The 9,491-nt window shown below is 67.1% G+C and carries 10 protein-coding genes; 3 read left to right on the forward strand and 7 right to left on the reverse strand.

What is annotated here, in order from left to right; translation table 11 throughout:
- Positions 1–69: 69 nt before the first annotated feature.
- The 4 genes from purQ to purC all read right to left on the reverse strand — a co-directional run bounded on the left by purQ (position 70) and on the right by purC (position 2,578).
- A complete protein-coding gene (purQ, locus tag GGC47_RS25800; RefSeq protein ID WP_370955737.1) occupies positions 70–762 on the reverse strand; it encodes a phosphoribosylformylglycinamidine synthase subunit PurQ in 693 nt (230 codons plus the stop codon).
- A gap of 3 nt (positions 763–765) precedes the next feature.
- Complete coding sequence (purS, locus tag GGC47_RS25805) at positions 766–1,008, reverse strand: phosphoribosylformylglycinamidine synthase subunit PurS (RefSeq protein WP_038358108.1); 243 nt, start codon at positions 1,006–1,008, stop codon at positions 766–768.
- 146 nt (positions 1,009–1,154) lie between these two features.
- Complete coding sequence (locus GGC47_RS25810; protein WP_142023440.1) at positions 1,155–1,742, reverse strand: hypothetical protein; 588 nt, start codon at positions 1,740–1,742, stop codon at positions 1,155–1,157.
- A 41-nt stretch (positions 1,743–1,783) separates the two neighbouring features.
- The gene (gene purC / locus GGC47_RS25815; protein WP_038358105.1) at positions 1,784–2,578 is read right to left on the reverse strand and encodes a phosphoribosylaminoimidazolesuccinocarboxamide synthase; all 795 of its coding nucleotides are present in this window, start codon (positions 2,576–2,578) and stop codon (positions 1,784–1,786) included.
- A 329-nt stretch (positions 2,579–2,907) separates the two neighbouring features.
- Here purC and GGC47_RS25820 point away from each other — a divergent pair, with 329 nt between their 5' ends.
- Both GGC47_RS25820 and GGC47_RS25825 read left to right on the forward strand, forming a co-directional pair.
- Entirely contained in the window at positions 2,908–3,231 is a 324-nt protein-coding gene (locus tag GGC47_RS25820; RefSeq protein ID WP_038358103.1) for a DUF1476 domain-containing protein, read from the forward strand.
- 177 nt (positions 3,232–3,408) lie between these two features.
- The gene (locus GGC47_RS25825; RefSeq protein WP_142023439.1) at positions 3,409–4,188 is read left to right on the forward strand and encodes an HpcH/HpaI aldolase family protein; all 780 of its coding nucleotides are present in this window, start codon (positions 3,409–3,411) and stop codon (positions 4,186–4,188) included.
- 88 nt (positions 4,189–4,276) lie between these two features.
- Here GGC47_RS25825 and GGC47_RS25830 read toward each other — a convergent pair whose 3' ends face one another.
- Positions 4,277–4,921: a DNA-3-methyladenine glycosylase family protein gene (locus GGC47_RS25830; RefSeq protein WP_142023438.1), complete on the reverse strand. Its 645-nt coding sequence runs from the start codon at positions 4,919–4,921 to the stop codon at positions 4,277–4,279.
- Between the two features lie 200 nt (positions 4,922–5,121).
- Here GGC47_RS25830 and gluQRS point away from each other — a divergent pair, with 200 nt between their 5' ends.
- A complete protein-coding gene (gene gluQRS / locus GGC47_RS25835; protein WP_142023436.1) occupies positions 5,122–6,030 on the forward strand; it encodes a tRNA glutamyl-Q(34) synthetase GluQRS in 909 nt (302 codons plus the stop codon).
- Positions 6,031–6,063: 33 nt separating this feature from the next.
- Here the strand turns inward: gluQRS and GGC47_RS25840 are convergent, their stop codons facing one another.
- Together GGC47_RS25840 and GGC47_RS25845 are read right to left on the reverse strand one after the other, a co-directional pair.
- Complete coding sequence (locus tag GGC47_RS25840; RefSeq protein ID WP_038358097.1) at positions 6,064–6,981, reverse strand: AEC family transporter; 918 nt, start codon at positions 6,979–6,981, stop codon at positions 6,064–6,066.
- 111 nt (positions 6,982–7,092) lie between these two features.
- The gene (locus tag GGC47_RS25845; RefSeq protein WP_142023435.1) at positions 7,093–9,108 is read right to left on the reverse strand and encodes a M23 family metallopeptidase; all 2,016 of its coding nucleotides are present in this window, start codon (positions 9,106–9,108) and stop codon (positions 7,093–7,095) included.
- Between the last annotated feature and the right edge of the window lie 383 nt (positions 9,109–9,491).

Here is a 9,491-nt window from a genome sequence, read left to right on the forward strand (position 1 = left end):
CCTTCTTGTCGTGAGATTCTCGGGTCTGCGCTTCGCTTCGCCCGAGAATGACGGCTTGTGGCGCTGGTTTCAGGCGGCCTTGGCCGCGACGAGGCTCTCGAACAGGCCGCGCCCGTCGGTGCCCCCGACCAGCGAATCGATCAGGTTTTCCGGGTGCGGCATCAGGCCGAGCACGTTGAAGCCCTGCGAATAGATGCCGGCGATGTTGTTGAGCGAGCCGTTCGGGTTCGCCTCAGCCGTGACCTGGCCCTGCGCATCGGCATAGCGGAAGGCAATGAGGCCCTCGCCTTCGAGGCGGGCCAGCGTCTCGGGGTCGGCGATGTAGTTGCCCTCGCCATGGGCGATGCAGACGTCGATGGCCTGGCCCTTGGCGTAGGCGCGGGTATAGGGCGTGTCGTTGCGCTCGACCGTGAGGTGCTGGCGCTTGCAGACGAATTTCAGATGGGCGTTGCGCACGAGGATGCCGGGCAGCAGCCCCGCCTCGCAGGCGATCTGGAAGCCGTTGCAGATGCCCAGCACATAGCCGCCGCGCGCAGCATGGGCGCGGGTGGCGTCCATGATATGGGCGCGGCCGGCGATGGCGCCGGTGCGCAGATAGTCGCCATAGGAGAAGCCGCCCGGCAGCACGACGAGATCGGTCCCACCAGGCAGTTCGGTATCGGCATGCCAGACATGGCTGACGGTGGCACCGGCCTGCTTCAGCGCCTTGGCGACGTCGCCGTCACGGTTGGAGCCCGGAAAGGTGATGACGGCCGCTTTCATCGGTCAGGCTCCGATCTCGACGCGGTAGTTCTCGATCACGGTGTTGGCGAGGAGCTTTTCGCAGGCGGCCTTCAGCGCCGCCTCGGCGGCGGCCTTGTCTGCGGTCGCAAGCTCGATGTCGAAGACCTTGCCCTGACGCACCGAACCGACGCCGTCGATGCCGAGCGACTTCAGCGCGCCCTCGATCGCCTTGCCCTGCGGATCGAGCACGCCGGTCTTCAGGGTGACGGTGACGCGGGCTTTCATGGCATTCTCCGAGCGCGGGCTGTTTGCGGGTGCCTTAGAGCATGTTCCGCAAAAGTGGAAACCACTTTTGCGATCAGGGCATGCTCAGCTTGCTGGTTCTGTGCGAATCGGGGAGGGCTCAGCCGTTTCCGGCGGTTTCACGTGAATCAGCGGCTGTGCCAGGCGGCTTGCGCCTCGCGCTTGGCCGCCTCGGCCTCGTCGCTGACTGCGAGCGCGACGACGAGGCGGTCGTTCTCGCGGGCGTAGAGGATTGCCGTGACGCCTTGCCGGGAGGGCACATCCTTGGCGCGGATCGTGACGAGGACGCCCTTGGCATCGGCGGTATCGAAGCGCGCATAGTCGGTCACGCTGCGTTCCGGTGCCGGCTTTTGAGGCTTCTTGCCGGATTTGCGCTGTTCGGCTGCCTTGGCAGCCGCCTTCTCCGCCTTGAGCCGCGCGAAGGAGCGGGCGAGTTCGGCCGGATTTTCCGAGAGCGCCTGCTCCATGCGGCGGGCCTCGGCGCCCTCGAAGGAAACGACGGCGGCAAAGCCCTGGCGGGGGCAGGCGTCGCGCGGGCAGAACACCATCGCGCGGGCTTCGAGCCCGTCATTCAGCACCCAGGAGCCGATCGGCAGACGGTGCCAGCCGGCCGATGCCGGCAATTCGGCGATGCCGGCGCCGTACTGGTCGGCGCAGCCGCCGAGCAGGAGGCTCGCCACGAGGAACAGGGGCGCGACATGAAAACGGGAGCGCATGCGCTCCCGCTTCGATTGCGATTGTGGCCGGGTGACGGCGCTCACTGCACGAGGCGCGGGCCGCTCTGGCCGGGGTTTTCGTTCTCGCCGAGAATGCCGAGGCGCCGGGCGACTTCCGAATAGGCCTCGATCAGGCCGCCCATGTCGCGGCGGAAGCGATCCTTGTCCATCTTGTCCTTCGACTTGATGTCCCAGAGCCGGCAGGAATCGGGGCTGATCTCGTCGGCGACGACGATGCGCATCATCTCGCCTTCCCAGAGGCGGCCCGTCTCCATCTTGAAGTCGACGAGGCGGATGCCGGCGCCGAGGAAGAGGCCGGAGAGGAAGTCGTTGACGCGGATGGCGAGCGCCATGATGTCGTCGATCTCCTGCGGCGTCGCCCAGCCGAAGGCGGTGATGTGCTCTTCCGAGACCATCGGATCGTTCAGCGCGTCGTTCTTGTAATAGAACTCGATGATCGAGCGCGGGAGCTGCGTGCCTTCCTCGAGGCCGAGGCGGGTCGAGAGCGAGCCGGCGGCGACATTGCGCACGCAGATCTCGAGCGGGATGATCTCGACCTCGCGGATGAGCTGCTCGCGCATGTTCAGCCGGCGGATGAAATGCGTGGGAACGCCGATGTCGTTGAGGTTCGAGAAGATGTGCTCGGAGATGCGGTTGTTGAGCACGCCCTTGCCGTCGATCACCTCGTGTTTCTTCGCATTGAAGGCGGTGGCGTCGTCCTTGAAATGTTGGATCAGCGTACCGGGCTCCGGCCCCTCATAGAGGACCTTCGCCTTGCCTTCGTAGATGCGACGGCGGCGATTCATGGGGATGTACCGTGGCTTGAGGAAATCCAAAGGTCGGCCCTTCACTGGACGCGATGACTGTCGCGGCGGGATCTTGGCCCCTGATCGTGTCGGCCGGTTCGCCCCGGTCCAGGCGATCCGTCGGGGATCGCGGACCGGCGTCGAGCCGGTTTCTCGCTTCGCGCCGAAGGGCGCCATGCGCCTGCTATATGGAGTGTCTCGCCCGCAAACGCAACAAATCGCCTCCGGCCCCGCTGCCGGATGGCTGAAAGCCCTTAAAAGCGTCCTCGCCCGCGGCCGAGACTGGCTCTTGCCGGGGCGCCGCCCTATATGAGGGACGACGACGCCATCTCAAGCCCCGCACAGGAGCCCGACGCCGCATGACGACCTTCGACCAGCGCAAGGACGCCTTCGAGAACAAGTTCGCCCATGACGAGGAGCTGCGCTTCAAGGCTACCGCACGGCGCAACAAGCTGCTCGGACTCTGGGCGGCGGAGAAGCTGGGCAAGAGCGGCGCCGAGGCGGACGCCTATGCCAAGGCGGTCGTCGTGGCCGATTTCGAGGAGGCCGGCGAGGAGGACGTGCTGCGCAAGGTGAAGAACGATTTCACGCTGGGCGATGTCGCGGTGCCGGAGACGGAGATCCGCCGGGTGATGGCCGAGCTGCTGATCCAGGCGGCGGAAGAGATTCAGGCCGGGCGTTAGTGCCCTTTAAAAGCTTGCAACCGCTTTTTGGGCTGATGCCCGGGCCGCCTCCCGGTTTACGCAAGGCGAGATTGAAACGGGCGCATGGGCGCCCGTTTGCTTTTTGGGGCGCCGCCGGTCCACCTTGCAGACGCCCGCCATTCGTCGAGAGCGGGCTTCCAAGCGGATCACCCCATCATGGCCAAGCCCACCGTCCTGTCCTCCCTCGCCGATCGCTTCGCGAAAGGCGGGACCGTCGTCTCGGCCTGGTGCGGCCTGCCCGACCCGTCGGTCTCCGCCATTCTCGCGCAGGAGGATTTCGATGCGGTCACGCTCGACATGCAGCATGGGCCGATCACGCTCGGCGAGGTCATCCGCGCGATCCCGCTGATCAATGCGGCCGGCAAGCCGGCGATCGCCCGCATCCCGGTCGGCGAGTTCCAGAACGTCTCGAAGCTGTTCGATTCCGGCGTCTCCGGGGTGATCGCGCCGATGATCAACACCATGGAGGATGCGCGCCGCTTCGCCGCCTACTCCAAATATCCGCCGCTCGGCGAGCGCAGCTGGGGCAGCTATGGCGGGCTTGGCGCCTCCGGCCTCGACCAGAACAGCTATCTCAGGCAGGCCAACGGCTTCTCCATGACCTTCGCCATGATCGAGACGCGCGAGGCGATGGCGATCGTCGACGACATCCTGGCGTTGGAGGGGATCGATGCGCTCTTCGTGGGCCCCTCGGACCTTTCGATCGCCCTGTTCGGCGGTGCGAAGGTCGATGCGGCCGCGCGCGAGGTGGACGAGGCGCTGAAGCATGTCGTGGCCCGGGCCTCGGCGGTGAACAAGCCGGTGGCGCTCTATGCCGGGACCGCGGAGCGCGCCAAGGCCGGCCTCGCCATGGGCGCGCGCATGGTCACGGTGATGAGCGACAGCGGGATGCTGCGCGCCGGTGCGCAGACGGCGTTGAAAATCGCCCGCGGCTGATTTTCGGGACTTGGAACTACGCGGTCATCCCGGATCTCCGCTTCGCTGCGTCCGGGATGATCCGTGTTCTCGTGGAAAAGCAGCATACCTAAGCGTTGATGCCTTCGCGCCGCTTCAGCACGGCGTAATAGGCCCAGAGCAGGCGCGCGGCGACGCCGCGCCAGGGCCGCCAGGCCTCCGCCATCGCCGCGAGCTCGGCAGGTTTCGGCCTGGCCGTGAGGGCGAAGGCATGGCGGGCCGCCTCCTGGATCGCGAGGTCGCCGGCGGCGAAGCCGTCGCGATGGCCGAGGCAGAACAGCAGATAGACATCCGCCGTCCAGGGGCCGATGCCGGAGATCGCGGTCATCTCGGCATGGACCTCCTCGGGGCTCATGCCTTCGAGCGCCTCGAAGGTGAGACGCTTTTCGGCGAGCGCCGCCGCCAGCGCCAGCAGCGTGCGCTGCTTCGGCCGGGACAGCCCCGAGAGGCGCATGTCGTCATCGGTCGCGGCCAGCAGGCGCTCGGGCGTCAGCGGCACGAAGACGCTCTCGAAGCGGTTCCAGACCGCCCGCGCGCTCGCCACGGACAATTGCTGGGAGACGATGATGCCAGCAAGCCCAATGAGGCCGCCCTCGCGCAGCCGGAGCGGCGGCAGGCCGGTGCGGTCGATGATGGCGCGCCAATGCGGATGCCGCGCGGCGAGCGCGGCCATGCCTTCTTCGAGATCGGCGTTGCAGGTGATTCGTTCGGTCATGGGCGTCAGGATGGCTGGCAGGCAGGACGCTTCCCGTCAGCAGCGACTTGGCCCCGGCGGATGGCGCTTCTGGAGCATTCCCGCGTTTCTCCGAATCGCGGGAATGCTCCATCTCTTTGTTTTATCGCATTTTCTTCACGCGAACCGGTGTCCACTTCGCTCGAAAATGCTCTAGAACCACATATCTCAAGATCGAACCGATGGCCGCATATCCACCCGATTGCCGCAAGCCTCCCTGCCAGCCGGTCTTCCGCTTCGCGCCGAGCCCGAACGGGCGCTTGCATCTCGGCCATGCCCTGTCGGCCCTGACCAACGAAGCGCTGGCGCGGCGCTTCGACGGGCGGCTCCTGCTGCGGATCGAGGATATCGATCTCGGCCGCTGCCGGCCGGACTATGTCGATGGCATCCTCGAGGATCTCGATTGGCTCGGCATCCGCTTCGAGCCATCGGTCCGCCGACAATCGGAGCATTTCGGCGATTACGGACGGGCGCTCGCGTCGTTGCAGGCACGTGGACTGGTCTACCCCTGTTTCTGCTCGCGGCAGGAGATCAAGGCGGCGGTCGCTGCGTGCGAGGCCGAAAACGGGAAATCCTGGCCGGTCGATCCGGACGGCGCGCCGCTCTATCCCGGTTTTTGCAAGGGGCTCGACAAGGCGGAAGCGGAGCATCGGATCGCTGCCGGCGAGCCGCATGTGCTACGCCTCGACATGGCGCGAGCCTTGTCACAAGCCGGGGATGGCCTGGGCTACGAGCTGTTCGATGAGGCAGGCCGCCGCTGCTTCGTGCCGGCGCAGCCCGCTCGCTGGGGCGATGTCGTGCTCGCGCGCAAGGACGTGCCGACGAGCTATCATCTCGCGGTCGTCACCGATGACGCCTTGCAGGGCGTCAGCCATGTCGTGCGCGGCCGGGATCTCGAGGCTGCGACAGACGTTCATGTCGTGCTGCAGCGCCTGCTCGGCCTGCCGACGCCGCTCTATCATTTCCACGCATTGCTGATCGACGCGGACGGCCGCAAGCTCGCCAAGAGTCGCGCCTCCGAAAGCCTGGCGGAGTTGCGGGCGCAAGGCGTCACCGCCGCCGCGATCAGGCAGCGGCTGGGTTTTGCCTGAAGGTCGGAATGCGGGCGGGCTCGCCGCGTGGGGCTACCCGACGCCGAGAAACGTCAGCCAGGCGGCCGTGCTGAAGAGCGACAGCAAGGTGGACAGGGTGATCGCGCTCGAGGCGTCGGCCACGCCCTGCCGATAGCGCTCGGCGAAGAGATAGGCGTTGATCCCGCAGGGGCAGGCGGCAAAGAGCACGGCGACGCCGGACCAGTGCGCCGGCATCTCGAAGATCCGGGTCGCGAGCCAGTAGACCAGCAGCGGGTGGAGGCCGAGCTTGAGGCCGCTGAGCACGGTCGGCAAAGCGAGGCCCGATTCCAGCCCATAGCGGCGCATGGCGATGCCGAGGCTGATCAGCGCGCAGGGCACGGCCGCACCGGCCAGCAGATCGACCAGCGTCCAGAAGGGCTCCGGTATCTGCGCCACGAAGGGCCGCACGATCGAGCCGAGGATGATGCCGATGATGATCGGATGGGTGAAGAGGCGCTTGATCAGGAGCGGAATCGAGGCCGTGCGTCCTTCGGCCAGCAGGGTCGCGACCGTCATCGTCACCGGCAGATGGACGGCCAGAAGCAGGCCGAGCGGCACGGCGCCGGCATCGCCATAGGCCTTCAGGATCATCGGGACGCCGACGAAGACCGTGTTCGACTGCGCGGCGGCGAAGCCGGACACGACCAGCTCAGGCCCTTTCCGGGCGAAGAAGCGGCTGGCGATCAGCATCGCCAGCGCCCAGACCACGGCGAGCCCGGCGAAATAGGCGATCCAGTAGCCCCAGGGCTGGGTCGCCGGGATATCCGCCTTGGCCAAGGTGCGGAAGAGCAGGCAGGGCACGGCGAGGACGAAGACGAAGTCGGAGAGGCCCTCGCCGGTCGTCTCGCGCAGGAGCTTCGTCCACCGGGCGAAATAGCCCAGTCCGATCAGCCCGAAGACGGGCAGGACGACAAGCAGGGAAGCGAGCATGGGTCAGGGTCACGCCGCGAGGACAGGAAGCCGTTTCGCGGTGTCGCCTTTATCGGCTCATGTCAACTGGCGAAAGCAGAGCGCGCCGCGTTTTGCCGGCGCGCCATGCGTTCAGCGCAACTGTGCGACGGTGCCCCCCGCCTTCTCGATCAATCCGCGGACCTCGTCGCGCTGGCGCTTGAACTCGGCCAGCGTCGGGCCCTGCAGCTCGCGCCCGCGCGGCACGCGGATCTTGAGCGGGTTCACGAAATTGCCGTTGACCAGCACCTCGTAATGCAGATGCGGGCCGGTGGAGAGGCCGGTGGTGCCGATGTAGCCGATGACCTGGCCCTGGCGGACCTTGGCCCCCGGCACGATGCCGGGGGCGAAGTTCGACTGGTGCGAATAGGTCGTGACATAGCCGTTGGCGTGCTGGATCTCGGTGTGCTTGCCATAGCCCGAGGACCAGCCGGCCTTGAGCACCGTGCCGTTGCCGGCGGCGAGGATCGGCGTGCCGATGCGGTTGGCCCAGTCGATGCCGGTATGCATCTTCGAATAGCGCATGATCGGGTGGTAGCGCATGCCGAAGCCGGAGCGCAGCTCGCCTTCCGCGACCGGCTTGCGCAGCAGGAACTTCTTCAGCGATTTGCCGTCATCGTCGAAATAATCGATCAGCCCGTCTTCCGGCGACTGGTAGCGATAGACGCGGCGGGTCTCGCCGTTGACGGTGAGGCTGGCGGAGAGGATCTCGGACCGCTCGCCTTCCTCTTCCTCGGTGTAGATCACCTCCAGATTGTCGCCGCCATGGATGCGCTGCTGGAAATCGAGATCATAGGAGAAGATGCGCACGAGATCGTCGACGAGCGGCCGGGGCAGGTCGTGGCGGGCCGCCGTCTCGTAGAGGCTCTCATAGAGCCGGGCGCCGCCGGAATCCTCGTCTTCCTCCTCGCTCTCGACATTGCGCCGCTCGCCGCGCTGGGGCGTGGCCGCCTCCGGGATGTTGACGGCAACGAAGGCGCCCTTGTCGTTCATCGCGATGATGCCGTCCGGCTGGCCGTTGGTGAGCAGCGAGACGCGCATGATCTGGCGCGCGTCGCCTGCGCCCGGTCCCGGCGCATAGAGCACCTGCAGGACCTGCCCGTCGGGCAGGGGCGCGGTCTTCACCTTGCCGCCGAAGGCGGTGATCATGGTCCGGATCTGCTCCGGCTGGGCGCCGACGCCGCGCATCACCTGCTCGAAATTCTCGCCGCGCTTGGCCATCACCAGCTTGTCCTCGACCTCCGGCTCGCGCGAGGCCGGGATCGGGGTCTTGGGCGCATTGGTGACGTTCTCGGGAACGACGCGGACCTCGATGCCCGAAAAGCGCGTATCGGTCGCGGGCGCATAGCCGAGGATGTCGCCATTGACGGGGGCCGCCCCGGTCAAGGTGCGGCTCAGCATGAGCTGCGGCGGGATCGGCAGGGCGCGCTGGCGGCCGGAGGCGACGTTGGCGCGCTCCTCCTCGATCTGCGACACGACCTCGCTGTCGCCGAGCTGCGGCTTGCCCGGCGGAATGACGATGTCGGCGAGGTCACGCTTGACGATGGTGACGTCGGCGTCGGCGGTGTCCTGGGCCGGCTCGGCATAGCGCTCGTCCGGCTGGCCGCCCTCGGCGAAGAGCCGCAACGGGTTGAAGGGCGGGATGTTGGTGGCATAGACGCCGGTGGTCAGCGACAGGTTGGTGGCGAGCCGCACGAAGGGCCTGACGCGGATGACCTCGCGGTCTCCGACACGTTGCGACATCGGCGCGCGCATCGTGTGGCGCGCCGCGAGAACCGGCTGGTCGGCGACGAGCTTGTCGGCCTTGCGGGCGCCGCCGCCATCCCCCGCCGCCGAGGAGGCACGGACCGCGACCATCTCGGGCTGCTCGGGATAGCTGGTGTCGCCGCGCATCGCGACCAGGATCGCCGCGCCGAGTAGCGCCGCGCCGCAGGAGCCGACGAGCGCGCAGGCGAAAAGCCAGCGCAGCGAGACGCCACGCCGGTCGAGCGGCTGCTGGCGCGAATCGACCGGGAGAATGGGCGGCTCGATCCCGAGATCGACCAGCAAAGCCGCTGCCTCGGGGGCAAGCGGCTCGACCGGTTGGGCGAACTCGGGATGGGCGTTCATCGTGTGCTGTCTTGACCTTGATCGCGAACCCCGCCGGAGCGAGGCGGTCTTGAGCGCGCTCTGAACGAAGGTGTCCCGAGAACATGCCCGTGTCGGCAGCCGGAATCAATCCGCCGTGCCGTCCGCCCCTGTGCCGGCGGAATGCGGCTGTTTTGCGAAACCAGAGGTCTACGCGCGCGCATCGCGCTCACGCACCACGCGCGCGTACCAAATTAAAAGATGCGCAGGGCTGGGAGGGGGCGTTCCCAGGAAATCGAACAGGTCCGTCAAAAAAAGTTCATCGAGCGTGTTGACATGTCTCGGGGGTCCCGCCTATAAACCGCCCATCGAGACGGCGCCGCCGCTGAGCGGCGCCTCTTCTGCGCTTCCTAAGGACGCTGGGG

The sequence above is a fragment of the Allobosea sp. OAE752 genome, assembly GCF_050433265.1.
Classification (GTDB): Bacteria; Pseudomonadota; Alphaproteobacteria; order Rhizobiales; family Beijerinckiaceae; genus Allobosea; species Allobosea spartocytisi.

Bases quoted from the DNA above. Each gene is read 5' to 3' on its own strand.
- purQ (WP_370955737.1), bottom strand. From the start codon at position 762: ATGAAAGCGGCCGTCATCACCTTTCCGGGCTCCAACCGTGACGGCGAC.
- purS (WP_038358108.1), bottom strand. From the start codon at position 1,008: ATGAAAGCCCGCGTCACCGTCACCCTGAAGACCGGCGTGCTCGATCCG.
- GGC47_RS25810 (WP_142023440.1), bottom strand. From the start codon at position 1,742: ATGCGCTCCCGTTTTCATGTCGCGCCCCTGTTCCTCGTGGCGAGCCTC.
- GGC47_RS25820 (WP_038358103.1), top strand. From the start codon at position 2,908: ATGACGACCTTCGACCAGCGCAAGGACGCCTTCGAGAACAAGTTCGCC.
- GGC47_RS25825 (WP_142023439.1), top strand. From the start codon at position 3,409: ATGGCCAAGCCCACCGTCCTGTCCTCCCTCGCCGATCGCTTCGCGAAA.
- GGC47_RS25830 (WP_142023438.1), bottom strand. From the start codon at position 4,921: ATGACCGAACGAATCACCTGCAACGCCGATCTCGAAGAAGGCATGGCC.
- gluQRS (WP_142023436.1), top strand. From the start codon at position 5,122: ATGGCCGCATATCCACCCGATTGCCGCAAGCCTCCCTGCCAGCCGGTC.
- GGC47_RS25840 (WP_038358097.1), bottom strand. From the start codon at position 6,981: ATGCTCGCTTCCCTGCTTGTCGTCCTGCCCGTCTTCGGGCTGATCGGA.
- GGC47_RS25845 (WP_142023435.1), bottom strand. From the start codon at position 9,108: ATGAACGCCCATCCCGAGTTCGCCCAACCGGTCGAGCCGCTTGCCCCC.